An 18,951-nucleotide genomic window follows, 5' to 3' on the forward strand; every position below is an offset into this window, starting at 1 on the left:
GGCGCCCGGGGGGGGGGCGGGGGGGGGGGGGCGGGGGGCGGGGGGGGCGCCGGCCGCCCCCCCCCCGCCCCCGCGCCGGCGGGGGGGGGCGCGCCCCCCCCCCCCCCCCCCCCACTGTGCTTTCCGGCGCTCCATGCCTTCCAGCACTCATGCCTTCCGGCGCCCCACCGGCCCCACTGCTGTCCGGCCCCCACCGCTGTCCCGCCTCGCACCTGCCGGGACACAAAACAGTCCCCGGTAGTCGACGTCGGTCCCATATGCCCCGGTCGTCGCTGGGACATCGGTTCCCGCATCTTCTGCCGGGGGCCTAGCCAGAGCCTGGGGATGGGTCACTCCGACCGATGGACGTCTCCACCGAGGGGTGCGGCTCTCTCCGGTTGTCCGGTATAAAGACCAGTTTCCTCCCGTTCTGTCCGAAGTCAAGGGTCGTCTTGAGCCCTCCGTCCCGGGCGGGAGGCGAGGATCATGAACGGTCCGCCGGGGAGTGACACGCATTACTTCCGGCCATGCGTCGCGCATGCTTTCCACCCTCCGGGGCAGGCGCCCCGATCACCGGTTCTCGCTGGTGAGGGACATAACGGGAATGGAAGGCAAAACGCGACGTGTCGGCACAACAGACCATCCACGTGGCCGGAGAGTGGCGTGAAGCCGCCTCCGGGGCCACGCGCGACATCCTCGACCCCGCTGACGCCACGACCTTCGCGGTCGTGGCCGAGGGCGGGGCCGAGGACACCGACGCCGCGATCGCCGCCGCGCGCAAGGCGTTCGACGAGGGGGACTGGCCCCGTACACCGGTGGCCGAGCGGGCCGCGCTGCTGCGGCGGGTCGCCGCACTGCTGGAGCGGGACCGTGAGGAGCTCGGACGACTGGAGAGCCGCGACGCCGGCAAGACCCTGGAGGAGGGCCGCGTCGACGTCGACTGCGTGGCCGACGCCTTCCGCTACTTCGCCGATCTCGTCGTCAACGAGACCGGACGCGTCGTGGACGCCGGTTCGCCGGACATCCACAGCGTCGTCGTGCACGAACCCGTGGGAGTGTGCGGGCTCATCACGCCCTGGAACTATCCCCTGCTCCAGGCCAGTTGGAAGATCGCCCCGGCGCTCGCCGCGGGCAACACCTTTGTCGTCAAGCCGAGTGAGATCACCCCGCTCAGCACCGTCGCGCTGATCCGGCTGCTCGCCGAGGCCGGGCTCCCGGAGGGCGTCGCCAACATCGTCACCGGCCCCGGCGATCCGGTGGGCGCCCGCCTCGCCGAGCATCCCGACGTCGATCTCGTCTCGTTCACCGGCGGACTGATCAGCGGCACCAAGGTCATGCGGGCCGCCGCCGACACCGTCAAGAAGGTCGCCCTCGAACTCGGCGGCAAGAACCCGAACGTCGTGTTCGCGGACGCCTGCACGGACGACGAGAGCTTCGACACCGCGGTCGACCAGGCACTGAACGCCGCCTTCATCCACAGCGGCCAGGTCTGCTCCGCCGGCTCCCGGCTCATCGTCGAGGAATCCCTGCGCGAACGCTTCGTCGCCGAACTCGCGCGCCGGGCCGAGAGGATCCGCCTCGGCCGCGGCACCGACGACGCCGCCGAGTGCGGCCCCCTCGTGTCCGCGCAGCAGCGCGCGAAGACCGAGGAGTACGTCGCCTCCGCGCTGGCCGAGGGCGCCGTCCTGCGAGCCGGCGGCCGACGGCCCGAAGGGCCCGGGTACGAGGGCTACTTCTACCGGCCCACCGTGCTCGACCAGTGCGACCGGACCATGCGCGTCATCCGCGAGGAGGTCTTCGGGCCGGTCCTGACCGTGGAGACGTTCCGCACTGAGGACGAGGCCGTCGCGCTCGCCAACGACACCGAGTACGGGCTCGCGGGCGCCGTCTGGAGCGGCGACCCCGGGCGGGCCCGGCGCGTGGCCGCGCGACTGCGCCACGGCACCGTCTGGATCAACGACTTCCACCCGTACCTGCCGCAGGCGGAGTGGGGCGGCTTCGGCAAGTCCGGCATCGGCCGGGAGCTCGGCCCCGCCGGGCTCGCCGAGTACCGCGAGACCAAGCACGTCTATCAGAACCTCGCCCCGCGCCCCGTGCGCTGGTTCGCGGGCTGAACACGGGGAGCAGGAGCACCACACCATGACCGAGCACCATCACGAGTACGACTATGTCGTCGTCGGGGGAGGCACCGCGGGGTCGGTGATCGCCTCCCGGCTGACCGAGAACCCGGACGTCACCGTCGCCGTCATCGAGGGCGGCCCCAGCGACGTCGGCCGTGAGGACGTCCTCACGCTGCGCCGCTGGATGGGCCTCCTCGGCGGGGAACTCGACTACGACTACCCCACCACCGAACAGCCCCGTGGCAACTCCCACATCCGCCACAGCCGCGCCCGCGTGCTCGGCGGCTGCTCCTCGCACAACACCCTCATCGCGTTCAGGCCGCTGCCGTCCGACTGGGACGAGTGGGCCGAGGCCGGTGCGGACGGCTGGGACGCGGCCGCCATGGACCCGTACTTCGACCGGCTGCTCAACAACATCGTGCCGGTCGACGAGGCGGACCGTAACGCCATCGCGCGGGACTTCGTCGAGGCCGCCCTGGGCGCGCTCGGCGTGCCGCGCGTGGAGGGGTTCAACAAGAAGCCGTTCCACGAGGGCGCCGGCTTCTTCGACCTCGCGTACCACCCGGAGGACAACAAGCGCTCGTCGGCGTCGGTCGCGTATCTCCACCCGGTCATGGACCGGCGGCCCAACCTCACGCTGCTGCTGGAGACCTGGGCGTACCGGCTGGAACTGGACGGGACCACGGCGCGCGGCGTCCACGTGCGCACCCAGGACGGCCGGGAACAGCTCGTACGGGCGCGGCGTGAAGTGATCGTCTGCGCCGGCGCGGTGGACACCCCGCGGCTGCTCCTGCACTCCGGCATCGGGCCCAAGGCCGATCTGGAGGCGCTGGGCATACCCGCCGTCCACGATCTGCCGGGCGTCGGCGAGAACCTCCTCGACCACCCCGAGTCGGTGATCGTCTGGGAGACCCACGGACCGATCCCCGAGAACTCGGCGATGGACTCCGACGCGGGGCTGTTCGTACGACGGGACGAGAACGAGCGCGGCCCCGACCTGATGTTCCACTTCTACCAGATCCCGTTCACGGACAATCCGGAACGGCTGGGCTACGAACGCCCCGAGTACGGGGTGTCGATGACGCCGAACATCCCCAAGCCCCGCAGCCGCGGCCGGCTCTATCTGACCAGCGCCGACGCCGAGGTGAAGCCCGCCCTCGACTTCCGCTACTTCACGGACGAGGACGACTACGACGGCCGCACGCTCGTCGACGGCATCCGGATCGCCCGGCAGATCGCGAAGACGGAGCCGCTCGCGAGCTGGCTGAAGCGGGAGGTGTGCCCGGGACCCGAGGTCACCGGCGAGGAGGAGCTGGGGGAGTACGCGCGCAAGGTCGCGCACACGGTGTACCACCCCGCGGGTACCTGCCGCATGGGTGCCCCGACCGATGAACGTGCCGTGGTGTCACCGGATCTGAAGGTCAGGGGGCTCGACGGGATCCGTATCGCCGATGCGTCCGTCTTCCCGACGATGCCCGCCGTCAACCCGATGATCGGGGTCCTGATGGTCGGTGAGAAATGTGCGGATCTGCTGACGCCTACGGGAAGTGAGACGCGATGAACGCCGACATCAACGCCGGCATCAAGGCCGACAAGGCCGACATGACCACCGGCATCAAGGGCCTCGAGGACCTGGAGGGCATCGAGGACAAGGGCGCGGGCCAGGAACCGCCCGTGTTCGCGGTGCGCGAGCTGTGGAAGGTCTTCGGACCCCGCGCCGGCCGGGTGCCCGGATCGCCCGAACTCGCCGCCCTCAACCCCACCGAGCTGCGCGAACGTACCGGCTGCACCGCCGCCGTGCGTGACGTCAGCTTCGACGTCCGCAAGGGCGAGGTCTTCGTCGTCATGGGCCTGTCGGGCTCCGGCAAGTCGACGCTCGTGCGCTGTCTGACCCGGCTGATCGAGCCGACGTCGGGCTCGATCGAGATCGACGGCGAGGACGTGCTGTCGATGGACAAGGCGCGGCTGCGCGAGCTGCGCCGGCACCGGGCCGCCATGGTCTTCCAGCACTTCGGGCTGCTGCCGCACCGCTGCGTTCTCGACAACGTCGCCTACGGACTCGAGATCCAGGGCATGGGGAAGGCCGAGCGGCGCGCCAGGGCCGCCGAGGTCATCACCAAGGTCGGCCTCGAAGGTCTGGAGGACCGCCGGCCGGGACAGCTCTCCGGCGGTCAGCAGCAGCGCGTCGGGCTGGCACGAGCGCTCGCCGTCGACCCCGAAGTGCTCCTCTTCGACGAGCCGTTCAGCGCGCTCGACCCGCTCATCCGCCGCGACATGCAGGAGGAGGTCATCCGGCTGCACCGCGAGGAGGGCCGCACGATGGTCTTCATCACGCACGACCTGAACGAGGCGCTGCGCCTCGGCGACCGGATCGCGCTGATGCGGGACGGGCGGATCGTGCAGCTCGGCACGCCGGAGGAGATCGTCGGCTCGCCCGCCGACGACTACGTACGGGACTTCGTCCGCGATGTGCCGCGCGAGCAGGTCATGACCGTCCGCACGGCGATGCGCCCGGCGAACGGCGCGGACGAGGCCGGTGCGGGTCCCGCGGTCGCCCCCGACGCCACGGTCTCCGCGGCCATCGAGGCGGTCGCCCGTGCGGGCGGCCCCGCCCGGGTGATGGAGAACGGGCGTTGTGTGGGGGTCGTCGACCACGCGGCGCTGCTCGCGGTGGTGGCGGGCGTGCCGGCACAGGAGGTGGCGGCGTGACAGGGGCAGTGGTGCACCCGCCGCGGGGCCGCTTCGACGGCAGAGCCCCCGGTCTGGTTCTCGACCGCCGGACGCGCTCCGGCGGAGCCCCGGCGCGCGGTACGGGGCGGTGGTCCCGATGAGCGTCACCGTGAACGACGTGTCCAAGACGGCCAGGACCGCCGAGGCCGGGAACCGGGCTTCCGTGTCCGAGTGGGTGCGCCGCCGCCGCGGGCTGATCGCGGGCGTCGGGGCGCTCGTCGTCCTCGTCGTGCTCGGCAGCGTGCTGCTCGGTGGCGGCGGCTGGCCGGCCGGGCTGACCGCCGACATCTCAGGGCCGCTCGACGACGCCAACGAGTGGGTCGTCGACAACCGGGACACCCACCCCCTGTTCCTCTACTTCCTGCTGCACCTGTCCAACACCGCCACCGACGCGGTCGACGGCGTCTACCAGGTGCTCGACGCGCTGGGCTGGCTCGGCGTCGTGGCGGCCGGCGTGCTCGTCGCCTGGCGGGCGGCCGGACTCGGGCGGCGCGGGCTGCGCGTGGCGCTCACCGCGCTCGGGGCGTTCGCCGTGTGCGGGCTGCTCGGGATGTGGGACGCCACGTTGCTCACCATCGCGCTGATGGTGGTGTCCGTCGCGGCCGCGGCCCTGCTCGGCGCGCTGATCGGGCTCGCGGCCGGGCTGTCGGACCGGGTGAACCGGCTGCTGAGGCCGGTGCTCGACACCATGCAGGTGCTGCCGGCGTTCGCCTACCTCCTGCCGTTCGTGCTGGTCTTCGGCACGGGTACGCCCGCCGCGCTCTTCTGCACCGTGATCTACGCCGCCCCGCCGATGGCCCGCCTCACCGCGCTCGGACTGCGCGGCGCGGACCCTGCCGCGCTGGAGGCGTCCGCCTCCCTCGGCGCGAGCGGCTGGCAGCGGTTGCGGACGGCGCGGTTGCCGCTGGCCCGCAAGCAGATGCTCCTCGGCCTCAACCAGACGATCATGATGGCGCTTTCGATGGTCGTCATCGCCGCGCTCGTCGGCGCGGGCGGTCTGGGCGAGGAGGTGTACTCGGCGCTGTCGACCACGGACGTCGGCAAGGCGTTCGCCGCCGGTGTCCCGATCGTGCTCATCGCGATCTGGCTGGACCGTACGACGGCGGCCGCCGGCGACCGTATCGGCGAGCCCACGCCCGCCGGCAGCCGGCTGCACGGCGGCCGGGCCTGGGCGCTGGTAGCGGCGGCGGTCGCCGTCGCGGCGGCGGTACGCACCACCACCTGGCCCGAGGCCTGGACGTACGACATCTCGACGCCCGTCAACAAGGCGCAGGAGTGGATCACCGCGAACCTGACCTTCACCGAGGTCTGGGCCCGAGAGTTCACGCTCTGGATCCTCAACCCGCTGCGGGACACGCTGGTCTGGCTGCCGTGGTGGTCGGTGCTGCTGCTCGTGGCCGCCGTGACCTGGCTCGTCGGGAACTGGGCGGCCGCGGTCACCGCGACCGCCGCGATGGCGGCCGTCGGCGCGCTCGGCGTCTGGGCGAAGTCCCTGGACACGCTCTCCCAGGTGCTCGCGGCGCTGGTGGTGACGCTGGTGCTCGGCTTCCTCGCGGGTGTGCTCTGCGCCCGCGCAGGACGGCTGGAGCGGTGGCTGCGGCCGCTGCTGGACGCCATGCAGACGATGCCGCAGTTCGTGTACCTCATCCCGGTGGTCGCGCTCTTCGGCGCCACCCGCACCTCGGCGATCGTCGCGGCCGTCGTCTACGCGCTGCCCGCCGTCGTCCGCATCACCACCCAGGGCCTGCGTGAGGTCGACCCGGCCGCGGTCGAGGCGTCCCGCTCGCTCGGTGCCTCCACCCGGCAGCAGCTCTTCGGGGTCCAGCTGCCGCTGGCCCGTCCCGCACTGCAACTCGCCGTGAACCAGGGCGTGGTGCTGGTGCTGGCCGTGGTCGTCGTCGGCGGTCTGGTCGGCGGAGGCGCGCTCGGCTACGACGTCGTCAAGGGCCTCTCGCGCGGCGAGATGGGCCTCGGCATGACGGCCGGCATCGCCATCGTCTGCCTCGGGCTCGTCCTGGACCGGATCACCCAGCGGCCCTCCCGCCCCACCGACCGCTGACCCCCCACCTTTCCCTTACGACAGGAGCACCATGCGTACCGTACGAACCCTCCGCACAGCCGCCGCGGTCACCGGATCCATAGCCCTGCTGTCCCTCACCGCCTGCGGCGCCGCCGACACCGGCAAGAGCAACGACGTCGGCGGCAAGAAGACCGTGAAGCTGACCGTCCCGTCCTGGGTCGGCGCCCAGGCGAACACGGCCGTGGCCAAGCACATCCTCGAGAAGGAACTCGGCTACACGGTCAAGACCCAGCAGATGGGCGAGGTCCTGGCCTGGGACGCGCTGTCCAAGGGCGACGTCGACGCGATCCTCGAGGACTGGGGCCACCCCAAGGAGGAGAAGCAGTACGTCGAGACGAAGAAGACCGTCGTCAAGGGCGGCGACCTCGGCGTCACCGGGCACATCGGCTGGTTCGTGCCGAAGTACTTCGCGGACGAGCACCCCGATGTCACGGACTGGAAGAACCTCAACAAGTACGCCAAGGACTTCAGAACCGCGGAGAGCGGCGACAAGGGCGAACTGCTGGAGGGCTCGCCCGACTACGTCACGAACGACGACGCGATCATCGGCAATCTGAAGCTGGACCTGAAGACGAACTACGCGGGCTCCGAGGCCGCGCAGATCACGGCCATCAAGAAGTACGCGAAGGAGAAGAAGCCCTTCCTGACGTACTGGTGGACGCCGCAGTGGCTGAACGCGCAGATCGACATGGTCGAGGTCAAACTGCCGGAGTACAAGGAGGGCTGCGACGCCGACCCGAAGAAGGTCGCGTGCGCCTACCCGAACACGCCGCTGCAGAAGTTCTTCAACGCCGACTTCGCGAAGGACGGCGGCGAGGCGGCCGAGTTCCTGAAGAACTTCAAGTGGACGACGGAGCAGCAGAACGAGGTCGCGCTGATGATCGCCGACCAGAAGCTGTCGCCGGAGGCGGCGGCGGAGAAGTGGGTGAAGGAGAACGAGTCCACCTGGAAGGCGTGGCTCCCGAAGAAGTAGCGGGGCTGCCCGGCCGCGCGCCCGGACACGTGCCACAAGCGCCGAACGGGCCGGAAACCTCCGGCCCGTTCGGCGCTTTCAGGAAACGGCGGCGGTGTCCATGACCCGCGCCACCACGCCCGTCAGTGGTTGTACTGCCCCGGCGTGTAGTGCCCCGGAGCCATCCGGGTCGTGACACCGAAGCGGTTCCAGGCGTTGATGACCGTGATCGCCGCGATCAGCTGCGCCAGCTCCGCCTCCTCGAACTGCTTCGCCGCCCGCTCGTACACCTCGTCCGGGACGAACCCGTCCGTCAGCACGGTCACCGCCTCCGTGAGCTCGATGGCCGCGATCTCCCTCGCCGTGTAGAAGTGCCGGGACTCCTCCCACGCGCTCAGCTGGATGATCCGGTCGACCGACTCGCCCGCGGCCAGCGCGTCCTTCGTGTGCATGTCGAGGCAGAAGGCGCAGTGGTTGAGCTGCGAGGCGCGGATCTTCACGAGCTCCAGGAGGGTGGGGTCGACGCCCTGCCGGGCGGCCGCGTCGAGCCTGACCATCGCCTTGTACACCTCGGGGGCGTGCCTGGCCCATTCCATGCGGGGCGCGTGCTCATGGTTGTACTCGTTCTTCGTTGCCATGATCCTGACCGTATGCCGTGGATGGCGCCTCGGTATGGTCCATTTCCATGACGGATGACTGGGCCAGTTTCAGGTCGGCGTTCGGAGCCGACTTCCATATCGAGCTGCGCGGGACGGGCCTGCGCTCCGGGCTGATGGACGCGCTGCGGGACGCCGTCCGTGGCGGCAGGCTGGCGCCCGGGACCCGGCTTCCGTCGTCCCGTACGCTCGCCGGCGACCTCGGCATCGCCCGCAACACGGTCGCCGACGCCTACGCCGAACTCGTCGCCGAGGGCTGGCTCACCGCCCGCCAGGGCTCGGGCACCAGGGTCGCCCGGCGCGCCAGCCCCCGCAGGCCCGCGCCCACGGCCGGTTCCGTGTCCTCGGGCGCCGGTTCCGCGGCCACCGCGCCGCCTCAGGGCCGGGCGTCGCGGGTCCGGCCCGCGTACAGCCTGATGCCCGGCACCCCCGACCTGTCGTCGTTCCCGCGAGCCGAGTGGCTGAAGGCGGCCCGGCGGGCGCTGACCGCCGCACCGCACGAGGCCCTCGGCTACCCGGACCCGTACGGGCGGATCGAACTGCGCACCGTCCTCGCGGACTATCTCGCCCGGGCCCGTGGGGTGTACGCCGATCCTGGCCGCATCGTGATCTGTGCCGGGTACATCCACGGGCTAATGCTGCTGTCCTCGGTGCTGTGCAAGCGGAGGGTGCGGGAGGTGGCCGTCGAGGCGTACGGGCTCGATCTGCACTGGCAGCGCCTGAGCGAGGCGGGGCTGCGGCTGCCCGCGCTGCCCTTCGACGAACGCGGCACCCGGACCGAGGCGCTGGGCGGTGCCGGGCTCAAGGGAGTGGGCGCGGTGCTGCTCACACCGGCGCACCAGTTCCCGATGGGCGTGGCGCTTCCCCCGGACCGGCGGACGGCCGTGGTCGACTGGGCGCGCGGCACGGGCGGGCTGATCCTGGAGGACGACTACGACGGGGAGTTCCGCTACGACCGCCAGCCCGTCGGAGCGCTCCAGGGCCTCGACCCCGAGCGGGTCGTGTATCTCGGTACGGCGAGCAAGTCCCTGGTCCCCGGGTTGCGACTGGGCTGGATGGTCCTGCCGGAGGGCCTCGTCCCCGAAGTCCTCGGCGAGAAGGGCGAGTCGGACTGGGCGACGGGCGTGCTGGACCAGTTGACGCTGGCGGAGTTCATCGGCTCCGGCGCGTACGACCGTCATGTGCGGGCCATGCGGCTGCGCTACCGGCGGCGACGTGACCAGCTCGTCGACGCGCTCGCGGAGCGTGCCCCCGGCATCAGGGCGAGCGGTATCGCGGCCGGGATGCACGCGGTGCTCGAACTCCCGCCGGGCACCGAGCGCACGGTCTGCCAGGCCGCGGCATGGCAGGGCCTCGCGCTCGATGGTCTCGGCCGCTTCCACCACCCCGCCACCCCACCCGGCCCGGACGCCCTCGTCGTCGGCTACGGCACCCCCTCCGACAGCGCCTGGTCGGGCACGCTGGACGCACTCTGCCGGGTACTCCCCTGACCGCGCTGCCGCTACGGAGCCCCATCGTCGGGCGGCGAACCGGAGGGTGCCGAATCGGAGGACGCCGAACCGGAGCGCGGCGAACCGGAGGGCGCCGGCGGGATCTCCCCGAACCGTGCGAGCGCCAGCGCACCGCCCACCGAGATCGCGAAGCCCAGGACGGCGAGCCAGGCCAGCCCGTCGCGCGGACGGTCGCCGAGCCAGACCACACCGACCGCCGAGGGCAGCAGGGTCTCCGCCAGCACCAGGCCCGCGGTCGCCGTGGTCACCGAGCCGCGGGCGAACGCCGAGGTCAGGAGCAGGAAAGCGGCCGCCCCGCCGAGCAGCAGGGCGTACAGCGCGGGGCTGGTGAAGTCCACCTCGTCCAGCAGCCGCACCGCGACCTCGGGCACGCCGAAGCCGATCCCCGCGCCCGCGCCCAGCACCAGCGCCCGTGATCGGCCGGGCAGCCGGCCCGCTGCCGCGCCGATCAGCAGCACGGTGACCGCCGTGACCAGCAGTGCCCACTGCAGCCAGGGCGGCGCGGGCGTCTCGCCCTCCGGGCCCGAGGCCAGCCCCAGCATCGCGAGTCCCAGGCAGACCAGGGCGACCGCCGTCCATTCGGTACGGGTCAGCCGCACCGCCAGTACCCGGGTCGCCAGCACCGCCGTCACCGCCAGGCTCGCGGCGAGCGCCGCGCCCACCGCGTAGATGGGAATCAGCCGCAGCGCCACGATCTGCAGCGCGAATCCCGCCCCGTCTAGGGCGAGTCCGGCGAGGTATCGCCACTGCCGTACCGCGCGCAGGAACAGCGCGGCGTCCACCCCCGAGGCCGCGCCCGGCTCGCCCGGTTCGACGGCCGCCCGCGCGGCGACGGCCTGGAGGACGGTGGCCGTGCCGTAGCAGACCGATGCCGCGATCGCGCAAAGCATTCCAAAGACCACAAAACGACTCTAGACGTGGAGTGTTTGTGGACCGGGCTTACGGCCGGGCGGCGCGGCCCTCTAGTGTGTGCGGCGATCGTTGACTGGCTTGATGTGTACAAGGACGGGGAGGCCGGAAGGATGGCGCGGCGCAGGCTGAGGTCGGGCACAGTGGTGCTCGGCGGTATGGGGGTGCTCGCGGCGACGCTCACGTCCTGTGGCTCGGAGCCCGACGAGCGGTGCGTCGATCCGGTGACGTACGAGGTGCTGCCCGACTACGAGTGCGACGACGACGGCAGTGGCAGCGGCCGCTACTACTACGGCGGAAGCGTCCGCAGCGGCAAGGTCTCGGGCGGCAGTTACGACAAGGCGGCCGTGGACAGCGGGGGCTTCGGGTCCTCCAGCAGCGGCGGCGGCTGAGCCGGGACACGTACGCACCGATGAAGCGCCACACCACAGAACCCCGCCCCGGCTGGCAGGAAACCGTCGAGGAGCAGGGCTGCATATACCCGCTCACCCGCTACCCCGACGGCTCCCTGCGCCCCTATTGGGACGAGAGCGCGTACTACGAGTTCTCGCTGCCCGAGGTCGAGGCGCTGGAGGAGGTCGTCGAGGAACTGCACACGATGTGCCTGGCAGCGGCCGCGCACATCGTGGAGCACGACCGCTTCGCCGACCTCGGCATCAAGGACCCCCGGCTGGCGAGGCGCGTCGCCGAGTCCTGGCGGCGCCGCGCCGAACTGCCGTCGCTCTACGGCCGGTTCGACCTGCGCTACGACGGCACCGGCCCCGCCAAGATGCTGGAGTACAACGCCGACACCCCCACCTCGCTGGTGGAGGCGGCCAGCCCTCAGTGGTTCTGGATGGAGGAACGCTTCCCCGGCGCCGACCAGTGGAACTCCCTCCACGAGCGCCTCGTCGCGGCCTGGAAACGGCAGGCCCCGCTGCTGCCGCCCGGGCCGCTGCACTTCGTGCACTCCGACGGGGACGAACTCGGCGAGGACCTGATGACGGTCGCGTATCTGCGCGAGACGGCCCAGCAGGCCGGGCTCGCCACCGAGGCGCTGTCCGTCGAACGGATCGGCTGGGACAGGCTGTCCGGCCGCTTCGTCGACGACCGGCTCCGCTTCATCCGCAGCTGCTTCAAGCTGTATCCGTGGGAGTGGCTGACGACGGACCGCTTCGGCCCGTACGTCCTGGACACCCTGGACAACGGCGGCGGCACCGGCACCACGTGCTGGATCGAGCCCGCCTGGAAGATGCTGCTCTCCAACAAGGCGCTGCTCGCGGTGCTGTGGGAGCTCTACCCCGGGCACCCGAATCTGCTGCCCGCCTACCTCGACGGCCCGCGCGAACTCGCCGCCACCGGCGGCTATGTCACCAAGCCGCTCCTCGGCCGCGAAGGCGCCGGCGTCACCGTCCACGAGCCGGGCGCGGACCCCGTCGTACGGGACGAGCCCTGCTGCTACCAGGAGTTGGCACCGCTGCCGGACTTCGACGGCAACCGGGTCGTGCTCGGCGCGTGGGTCGTCGAGGACGAGGCCGCCGGGCTCGGCATCCGTGAGTCGTCGGGACTGATCACCGACGAGTACGCGCGCTTCCTTCCGCACGTGATCCTCTAGGCCGTGTCGGACACGGCCCAGCGGGGCGGTGGTCCACCGGGACCACCGCCCCCGGGTCACTCTCCGGCCAGCACCGCGCGCAGCTGGTCGAGGCCCCAGTCCAGATCCTCCTTGCTGATCACCAGCGGTGGGGCGATCCGGATCGTCGAGCCGTGGGTGTCCTTCACCAGGACACCGCGGTCCATGAGCTTCTCGGAGACCTCCCGGCCGGTGCCGTGCGAGGGGGCGATGTCGATCCCCGCCCACAGTCCGCGCCCGCGCACCGCGTCCACCGAGCCGCCGCCCACCAGCAGACCCAGCTCGTGGTGCAGATGCTCGCCCAGCTCGGTCGCCCGCTGCTGGAACTCGCCGCTGCGCAGCATGGCGATGACCTCCAGGGCCACCGCGCAGGCCAGCGGATTGCCGCCGAACGTCGAACCGTGCTCGCCCGGCCGGTACACCCCGAGCACCTCGGAGGACGACACGACCGCCGAGACGGGTACGACACCCCCGCCCAGCGCCTTGCCCAGGATGTACATGTCGGGGACGACACCCTCGTGCTCACAGGCGAAGGTGCGGCCCGTACGGCCGAGGCCGGACTGGATCTCATCGGCGATGAACAGCACGTTCCGCTCGCGGGTCAGCTCCCGCACCCCGGCGAGATAGCCCGGCGGCGGCACGAGGACGCCTGCCTCGCCCTGGATCGGCTCCAGCAGCACCGCCACGGTGTTGGCGCTGACCGCATGCTCCAGGGCCGTGAGATCGCCGTACGGCACGATCTCGAAGCCCGGCGTGTACGGACCGAAGTCGGCCCGCGCCTCCGCGTCGGTGGAGAAGCTGATGATCGTCGTCGTACGCCCGTGGAAGTTGTTCGCGGCGACGACGATCTTCGCCTGGCCGGGCGGAACGCCCTTGACCTGGTAGCCCCACTTGCGGGCGGTCTTCACGGCGGTCTCCACCGCTTCCGCCCCCGTGTTCATGGGCAGCACCATCTCCATGCCGCACAGCTCCGCCAGCTGCGTACAGAAGTCGGCGAACCGGTCGTGGTGGAACGCGCGGGAGGTCAGCGTCACCCGCTCCAGCTGGGCCTTCGCGGCGTCGATCAGCCGCTGGTTGCCATGGCCGAAGTTGATCGCCGAGTAGCCGGCGAGCATGTCGAGGAAGCGGCGCCCCTCGACGTCCGTCATCCACGCACCGTCCGCCGACGCGACGACGATGGGCAGCGGGTGGTAGTTGTGGGCGCTGTGCGCCTCCGCGGAGGCGATGGCTCTCTCCGTTGCAGACACGAGGTCTCCGTTCGTACGTCGGCGCGGGTCGCCGGATCGGTGGCGCGTACCAGGGCCTGGGTGGGTGCCTCTTTCTATCGTCGCTCGGTCACCAGGTGAAGAAACATCGGGCTTCGCACGGGACTCGCCGGAGACCTTCCCGTTTCCCCGGGGTTTGCGCACCCGTGCCCGGGCCGCGCGGCCGCCGAGAGTAAGGTGGGCGGTACGCACGGCGACTGGCGTACGCGGAACCGACCGCGGGGGAGCCGTGCGCGGCAGAACCTACGGGTGCCGCCCGCCTGGGCACCGCGGGTGCACTCATCACCTGCCCCGGAGGACGCCATGACTCTTTCCGCTCAGCACAGCCATCCCGCGCTCACCGCCGCCGACCCCGAACTGGCCGCGCTCGTGGGCGCCGAGGAGCGGCTCCAGGCCGACACCCTGCGGCTCATCCCCAGCGAGAACTACGTGTCGCAGGCGGTTCTCGAAGCCTCCGGCACCGTCCTCCAGAACAAGTACAGCGAGGGCTACCCCGGGCGCCGCTACTACGAGGGCCAGCAGAACATCGACCAGGTCGAGCTGCTCGCCATCGCCCGCGCCAGGTCCCTGTTCGGCGTCGAGCACGCCAACGTCCAGCCCTACTCCGGCTCCCCGGCCAACCTGGCCGTCTATCTCGCCTTCGCCGAGCCCGGTGACACCGTGATGGGCATGGCTCTCCCGATGGGCGGCCACCTCACCCATGGATGGGGCGTGTCCGCCACCGGTAAGTGGTTCCGCGGCGTCCAGTACGGCGTGCGCCACGACACGGGCCTCATCGACTTCGACGAGGTGCGCGAACTCGCCCTCAAGGAGCGGCCGAAGGTCATCTTCTGCGGTGGCACCGCCCTTCCCCGCACCATCGATTTCGCGGCCTTCGGCGAGATCGCCCGCGAGTGCGGTGCGGTGCTCGTCGCCGATGTCGCCCACATCGCCGGCCTGATCGCGGGCGGCGCGCACCCCTCGCCGGTCCCGTACGCCGACGTGATCTCCACGACCACCCACAAGACGCTGCGCGGTCCGCGCGGCGCCATGCTGATGTCCCGTGAGGAACACGCCAAGGCGATCGACAAGGCCGTCTTCCCCGGCCTCCAGGGCGGCCCGCACAACCAGACCACCGCCGCCATCGCGGTCGCCCTGCACGAGGCGGCCCAGCCCTCCTTCCATGACTACGCGCAGGCGGTCGTCGCCAACGCCAGGGCCCTCGCCGAGGCACTGCTCGCCCGGGGCTTCGACCTCGTCTCCGGCGGCACCGACAACCATCTGATCCTGATGGACCTCACGTCCAAGGAGGTCCCGGGCAAGGTGGCGGCGAAGGCGCTGGACCGGGCCGGGATCGTCGTCAACTACAACACCGTCCCGTACGACCCCCGGAAGCCCTTCGATCCCTCGGGCGTCCGTATCGGCACCCCCTCCCTCACCTCGCGCGGTCTCACCGCCGAGCAGATGCCGGCCGTCGCCGCCTGGATCGACCGTGGCGTCACGGCGGCCCGCACGGGCGACGAGGACGCCCTCGCCGTGATCCGCGCCGAGGTCGCCGACCTGATGTCCGCCTTCCCGGCCCCCGGCCTCCCGGCCTAGCCCCACCCGGGCTGCGCCGTCCCACCCGGCCTTCGCCGTCCCACCCGGGCGCCCGCGCGGTGTCCGGGTGGCCGGCAGGGTCTGGAGAGGACGTGGAGGGTCCAGCAGCAGAGGACCTAGAGGTCCAGAAGCTGCCGGCGGGGCCCGTCGTCCCGCTCACGGCCGCGCGGGCCGGACAACGGGTGGGGCAGGCGGGCAGCGAGGGGACGCAGGGCCAGACCGAGGGCCAGGCCCACGGCGAGGCCCGGTATCGCCCACCACCAGTCGCTGGAACCGGTGGAACGGGTGGAGCCGGCCGATGCGGCGGTCGGTGGCGACGCGGTGCCGCCGTCCTGCCAGGACGAGACCGGTGGCATGCCCGGCCCGCCCCGCTCGGTGCTCTTCTCGCCCATCACGCCGAGGCTGCTCAGCAGCCGCGTCAGCTCGGCCGGCTTCGCCGCCTTGTGCCACACCCCGTCGTACGACTCCGGCAGTCCGGCCGCCGAATGGACCCAGACCGTGCGGGCGTCGTCGGACGGATAGACGCGGTCCAGCCGCCAGGGACTGATGTCGTGGGCCATCCACGTCACATTGATCTGGCGCACCCCCGTCAATGAGTCCAGGCCCGGCGGCCGGTCCTTCCCGCCGGCGGAGCCGGAGCGCAGCAGCGAGGACAGCTGCCCGTACTCCGGTGCCGAGGCGTAGAGCGCGGTCGCCTCGCCGCTCTCCGGTGAGACGATCAGCACGCTCGTCGGGCCCCCGGCCACCGCGCCGGGAGCGAGGAACAGGGCCGCACCGAGGGCCAGGCCCAGCAGTGCCACCAGTGCGGCGAGTCGTCGTAGCAGTCCCATGTCTCCCCCTGCCGACGCCGGCGCGGTACGGACCCTCCGCACCTGTCCGCGTCACTTCTGGTACACCGCCCGAGCCCTCCGGGTTCCCACCGCGCCCCGACTTCCTCAGGGCATGGACTCCGCGATCTCCCGCCCGCGTGTCATGTCGGACTCGCCCTCCAGCCGAAGGGTCGTCCGCCCGTCGGCGGACATCCACAGCAGCGTCGGCCCCGCCGTCCGCCGCGACTCGGTCCACCGCTGCCCGGCCCCGCCGGTCAGCGGGAACCGGAGCACATGCGGCTCCGCGAACCACAGCGCGGTCCGTCCGCCGGACAGCTCCAGCCACTGCGGAGGGATCCGCACCTGCTTGGAGAAGCCGAGGTCCAGCCGGGCCGGGAAGACATCGAGCCTGACGGTGCTGCCCGTGCGCCCGTACCAGCACAGGCTGACCGCGCTGCGGCCGCCCGGGACCGCGCTCACCGACACCGCGTCCGGCTCGCCGAGCGCCCGCGGCACGCGGGGCACGAAGCCCGCCCGCCGTCCGGCCTCGGCCGGCGGCACCGGCTCCCGGCACGCGGGCACCGCCGCGCCCGGCGCAGGCGGCGCCGAGGGGTCGTAGCGCACCTGGACGCCGCCGAAGCCGAACCAGTCCGCGACGGCGGCCCGGACCGGGGGAGTGAGGACGAGCACCACCAGCACGCCGGAGAGCGTCACGGTCAGCGTCCGCCACCTGCGCCGTATCCACGAAGCGACCCGGCGGCGGACGGGCACCGTCTCCGCCACGGGAACCGGCACCGACTCCGCGATCATCCGGGCCAGCACCCGCTCGGCCATCGTCCCGCCGTCGACGTCCGGCAGCGGCAGACGGCGCCCCAGCTCCCTCAGCTCGGCCTCCAGCGGGTCCCCGGACCCGGGCTGCGGCTCCCGCTCAGCCATGCTCCTCACCCCCTTCGGGGGCATCGGGCAGCAGCCGCTCCAGCTTGCGCAGCGCGCGGTTCAGCCGCGACTTGACCGTGCCGCGCGGCCAGCCCAGCGCCTGAGCGGTCTCGGACTCGTCCAGCTCCAGCAGATAGCGATGGATCACGACCTGCCGATGCTCCTCGCCCAGCTCGTCCAGAGCGGCGAGCAGCCGCCCCCGGCGCTCGCCGGCCACCGCCGCGGCCGCCGGATCCGCCGTGTCCGGTATCAGCGGCTCCGCGGCGCCCAGCAGCATCGCCTCCCGCCCCGCCAGCTCCCGCATCCGCACCGCCGACCGCACTGTGTTCCTCGTCTCATTGACGACGATCCGGAGCAGCCACGGCCGGAAGGCCGAGCCGTCCCGGAAGCTGCCCAGTGACCGGTACGCCTTGAAGAAGGCGGACTGCACCACGTCCTCCGCGTCGGCACCCGCGCCGCAGGCCACCGCCGCGCGCAATGCCACCCGCGTGTACGCGCGCACCAGCTCCGCATACGCCTCGGGCTCCCCGGAACGTACGCGCGCGATCACCGCGGACTCGTCGACGACGGTCAGAGTGCGGCCCCCCTCCAGGGTCCCCTCCCGCATGCTCACACCCTTGATACACCGCGCGCCCCCGATCGGTTCCCGACCTGTAGGCACCACCTGAGAGAATGCTGAACATGGCCTCTGACAGTCCTCGTGTGCTCTCCGGAATCCAGCCCACCGCAGGCTCGTTCCACCTCGGCAACTATCTCGGCGCGGTCCGCCAGTGGGTCGCCCTGCAGGAGACCCACGACGCCTTCTACATGGTCGTCGACCTGCACGCGATCACGGTCCCGCAGGACCCGGCCGAGCTGCGCGCCAACACCCGGCTCGCCGCGGCCCAGCTGCTCGCCGCCGGTCTCGACCCCGAGCGCTGCACCCTGTTCGTCCAGAGCCACGTCCCCGAGCACGCCCAGCTCGGCTGGGTCATGAACTGCCTCACCGGCTTCGGCGAGGCCTCGCGCATGACGCAGTTCAAGGACAAGTCCGCCAAGCAGGGCGCCGACCGGGCCACCGTCGGCCTCTTCACGTACCCGATCCTCCAGGTCGCCGACATCCTGCTCTACCAGGCCAATCAGGTCCCGGTCGGCGAGGACCAGCGCCAGCACATCGAGCTGACCCGCGATCTCGCCGAGCGCTTCAACGGCCGCTTCGGCCGGACCTTCACGCTCCCGGAGCCGTACATCCTGAAGGAGACGGCGAAGATCTACGACCTGCAGGACCCGCAGATCAAGATGAGCAAGTCGGCGTCCACCCCCAAGGGTCTGATCAACCTGCTCGACGAGCCGAAGGCGACGGCGAAGAAGGTCAGGAGCGCGGTCACCGACACCGACACGGTCATCCGCTTCGACCAGGTCGAGAAGCCGGGCGTCAGCAACCTGCTGACCATCTACTCCACCCTCACCGGCACCGCGATCGCGGAACTGGAACAGAAGTACGAGGGCAAGGGCTACGGTGCGCTGAAGACCGACCTCGCCGACGTCATGGTGGAATTCGTCACTCCGTTCAGGTCCCGCACCCAGGAGTACCTGGACGACCCCGAGACGCTGGACTCCCTCCTGGCCAAGGGCGCGGAGAAGGCCCGTGCGGTCGCCGCCGAGACCCTCGCCCAGACCTACGACCGGGTGGGCTTCCTGCCCGCCAAGCACTGAGCCGGACCCTGGGGCCAGTGGTCCCGTCGGGCACCGAGGAAAAGGACTCTGGCGGGACCATGGCCGCAGCCGTCACACTGGCGACTGCGCAGACCACCGAAAACCCGGATAAGGAGAAC

16 protein-coding genes and 1 riboswitch are annotated in these 18,951 nt (G+C 71.6%); of the genes, 10 read left to right on the forward strand and 6 right to left on the reverse strand.

Annotated features, from left to right (window positions below):
* The first annotated feature begins 602 nt into the window (after positions 1 to 602).
* The 5 genes from ACIQMR_RS24575 to ACIQMR_RS24595 all read left to right on the forward strand — a co-directional run bounded on the left by ACIQMR_RS24575 (position 603) and on the right by ACIQMR_RS24595 (position 7,882).
* Complete coding sequence (locus tag ACIQMR_RS24575) at positions 603 to 2,093, forward strand: aldehyde dehydrogenase family protein (RefSeq protein ID WP_401391060.1); 1,491 nt, start codon at positions 603 to 605, stop codon at positions 2,091 to 2,093.
* A gap of 25 nt (positions 2,094 to 2,118) precedes the next feature.
* Positions 2,119 to 3,660: a GMC family oxidoreductase gene (locus tag ACIQMR_RS24580; RefSeq protein WP_401391064.1), complete on the forward strand. Its 1,542-nt coding sequence runs from the start codon at positions 2,119 to 2,121 to the stop codon at positions 3,658 to 3,660.
* 41 nt (positions 3,661 to 3,701) lie between these two features.
* Positions 3,702 to 4,808: a glycine betaine/L-proline ABC transporter ATP-binding protein gene (locus tag ACIQMR_RS24585; RefSeq protein ID WP_401391662.1), complete on the forward strand. Its 1,107-nt coding sequence runs from the start codon at positions 3,702 to 3,704 to the stop codon at positions 4,806 to 4,808.
* Between the two features lie 118 nt (positions 4,809 to 4,926).
* Positions 4,927 to 6,888 carry an ABC transporter permease gene (locus ACIQMR_RS24590; protein WP_401391066.1) on the forward strand — a complete coding sequence of 654 codons (1,962 nt, stop codon included), beginning with the start codon at positions 4,927 to 4,929 and terminating at the stop codon, positions 6,886 to 6,888.
* Between the two features lie 31 nt (positions 6,889 to 6,919).
* Positions 6,920 to 7,882, forward strand: coding sequence for a glycine betaine ABC transporter substrate-binding protein (locus tag ACIQMR_RS24595; protein ID WP_401391069.1), 963 nt, complete (start codon positions 6,920 to 6,922; stop codon positions 7,880 to 7,882).
* A gap of 122 nt (positions 7,883 to 8,004) precedes the next feature.
* Here ACIQMR_RS24595 and ACIQMR_RS24600 read toward each other — a convergent pair whose 3' ends face one another.
* A complete protein-coding gene (locus ACIQMR_RS24600) occupies positions 8,005 to 8,499 on the reverse strand; it encodes a carboxymuconolactone decarboxylase family protein (protein ID WP_401391071.1) in 495 nt (164 codons plus the stop codon).
* Between the two features lie 47 nt (positions 8,500 to 8,546).
* Between ACIQMR_RS24600 and ACIQMR_RS24605 the strand changes: the two genes are divergently transcribed.
* A complete protein-coding gene (locus ACIQMR_RS24605) occupies positions 8,547 to 10,007 on the forward strand; it encodes a PLP-dependent aminotransferase family protein (protein WP_401391074.1) in 1,461 nt (486 codons plus the stop codon).
* An 11-nt stretch (positions 10,008 to 10,018) separates the two neighbouring features.
* On the opposite strand, the gene ACIQMR_RS24610 is transcribed toward ACIQMR_RS24605, so the two are convergent.
* The gene (locus tag ACIQMR_RS24610) at positions 10,019 to 10,918 is read right to left on the reverse strand and encodes a hypothetical protein (RefSeq protein ID WP_401391665.1); all 900 of its coding nucleotides are present in this window, start codon (positions 10,916 to 10,918) and stop codon (positions 10,019 to 10,021) included.
* A gap of 132 nt (positions 10,919 to 11,050) precedes the next feature.
* Here ACIQMR_RS24610 and ACIQMR_RS24615 point away from each other — a divergent pair, with 132 nt between their 5' ends.
* Both ACIQMR_RS24615 and ACIQMR_RS24620 read left to right on the forward strand, forming a co-directional pair.
* Positions 11,051 to 11,329, forward strand: a complete 279-nt coding sequence (locus ACIQMR_RS24615; RefSeq protein ID WP_401391077.1) for a hypothetical protein — start codon at positions 11,051 to 11,053, stop codon at positions 11,327 to 11,329.
* Positions 11,330 to 11,349: 20 nt separating this feature from the next.
* Positions 11,350 to 12,531 carry a glutathionylspermidine synthase family protein gene (locus ACIQMR_RS24620; protein ID WP_401391080.1) on the forward strand — a complete coding sequence of 394 codons (1,182 nt, stop codon included), beginning with the start codon at positions 11,350 to 11,352 and terminating at the stop codon, positions 12,529 to 12,531.
* A 56-nt stretch (positions 12,532 to 12,587) separates the two neighbouring features.
* Here the strand turns inward: ACIQMR_RS24620 and rocD are convergent, their stop codons facing one another.
* Positions 12,588 to 13,796, reverse strand: a complete 1,209-nt coding sequence (rocD, locus tag ACIQMR_RS24625; RefSeq protein WP_401391083.1) for an ornithine--oxo-acid transaminase — start codon at positions 13,794 to 13,796, stop codon at positions 12,588 to 12,590.
* Positions 13,797 to 13,997: 201 nt separating this feature from the next.
* Positions 13,998 to 14,087: riboswitch (ZMP/ZTP riboswitch) on the forward strand.
* A 30-nt stretch (positions 14,088 to 14,117) separates the two neighbouring features.
* Here rocD and glyA point away from each other — a divergent pair.
* Positions 14,118 to 15,392, forward strand: a complete 1,275-nt coding sequence (gene glyA / locus ACIQMR_RS24630) for a serine hydroxymethyltransferase (RefSeq protein WP_401391086.1) — start codon at positions 14,118 to 14,120, stop codon at positions 15,390 to 15,392.
* A gap of 116 nt (positions 15,393 to 15,508) precedes the next feature.
* Here glyA and ACIQMR_RS24635 read toward each other — a convergent pair whose 3' ends face one another.
* From ACIQMR_RS24635 to ACIQMR_RS24645, 3 genes are all read right to left on the reverse strand, one after another.
* Positions 15,509 to 16,222, reverse strand: a complete 714-nt coding sequence (locus ACIQMR_RS24635) for a hypothetical protein (protein ID WP_401391088.1) — start codon at positions 16,220 to 16,222, stop codon at positions 15,509 to 15,511.
* A gap of 105 nt (positions 16,223 to 16,327) precedes the next feature.
* Complete coding sequence (locus tag ACIQMR_RS24640) at positions 16,328 to 17,137, reverse strand: hypothetical protein (protein WP_401391091.1); 810 nt, start codon at positions 17,135 to 17,137, stop codon at positions 16,328 to 16,330.
* Positions 17,130 to 17,744, reverse strand: a complete 615-nt coding sequence (locus ACIQMR_RS24645) for an RNA polymerase sigma factor (RefSeq protein WP_401391094.1) — start codon at positions 17,742 to 17,744, stop codon at positions 17,130 to 17,132. The genes ACIQMR_RS24640 and ACIQMR_RS24645 overlap by 8 nt, the downstream gene beginning before the upstream one ends.
* 74 nt (positions 17,745 to 17,818) lie before the next feature.
* Here ACIQMR_RS24645 and trpS point away from each other — a divergent pair, with 74 nt between their 5' ends.
* On the forward strand, positions 17,819 to 18,832 hold the full coding sequence (trpS, locus tag ACIQMR_RS24650) for a tryptophan--tRNA ligase (protein ID WP_358668533.1): 1,014 nt from the start codon (positions 17,819 to 17,821) through the stop codon (positions 18,830 to 18,832).
* Positions 18,833 to 18,951: the final 119 nt, after the last annotated feature.

This window comes from Streptomyces sp. NPDC091376, assembly GCF_044757085.1.
GTDB lineage: Bacteria > Actinomycetota > Actinomycetes > Streptomycetales > Streptomycetaceae > Streptomyces > Streptomyces pratisoli.

Excerpts from the sequence above, each read along its gene's own strand:
- ACIQMR_RS24580 (WP_401391064.1), top strand. The coding sequence starts at position 2,119 with ATGACCGAGCACCATCACGAGTACGACTATGTCGTCGTCGGGGGAGGC.
- ACIQMR_RS24620 (WP_401391080.1), top strand. The coding sequence starts at position 11,350 with ATGAAGCGCCACACCACAGAACCCCGCCCCGGCTGGCAGGAAACCGTC.
- ACIQMR_RS24640 (WP_401391091.1), bottom strand. The coding sequence starts at position 17,137 with ATGGCTGAGCGGGAGCCGCAGCCCGGGTCCGGGGACCCGCTGGAGGCC.
- ACIQMR_RS24615 (WP_401391077.1), top strand. The coding sequence starts at position 11,051 with ATGGCGCGGCGCAGGCTGAGGTCGGGCACAGTGGTGCTCGGCGGTATG.
- ACIQMR_RS24600 (WP_401391071.1), bottom strand. The coding sequence starts at position 8,499 with ATGGCAACGAAGAACGAGTACAACCATGAGCACGCGCCCCGCATGGAA.
- ACIQMR_RS24610 (WP_401391665.1), bottom strand. The coding sequence starts at position 10,918 with ATGCTTTGCGCGATCGCGGCATCGGTCTGCTACGGCACGGCCACCGTC.
- ACIQMR_RS24645 (WP_401391094.1), bottom strand. The coding sequence starts at position 17,744 with ATGCGGGAGGGGACCCTGGAGGGGGGCCGCACTCTGACCGTCGTCGAC.
- glyA (WP_401391086.1), top strand. The coding sequence starts at position 14,118 with ATGACTCTTTCCGCTCAGCACAGCCATCCCGCGCTCACCGCCGCCGAC.
- trpS (WP_358668533.1), top strand. The coding sequence starts at position 17,819 with ATGGCCTCTGACAGTCCTCGTGTGCTCTCCGGAATCCAGCCCACCGCA.
- ACIQMR_RS24605 (WP_401391074.1), top strand. The coding sequence starts at position 8,547 with ATGACGGATGACTGGGCCAGTTTCAGGTCGGCGTTCGGAGCCGACTTC.
- ACIQMR_RS24590 (WP_401391066.1), top strand. The coding sequence starts at position 4,927 with ATGAGCGTCACCGTGAACGACGTGTCCAAGACGGCCAGGACCGCCGAG.
- ACIQMR_RS24595 (WP_401391069.1), top strand. The coding sequence starts at position 6,920 with ATGCGTACCGTACGAACCCTCCGCACAGCCGCCGCGGTCACCGGATCC.
- ACIQMR_RS24635 (WP_401391088.1), bottom strand. The coding sequence starts at position 16,222 with ATGGGACTGCTACGACGACTCGCCGCACTGGTGGCACTGCTGGGCCTG.
- ACIQMR_RS24585 (WP_401391662.1), top strand. The coding sequence starts at position 3,702 with ATGACCACCGGCATCAAGGGCCTCGAGGACCTGGAGGGCATCGAGGAC.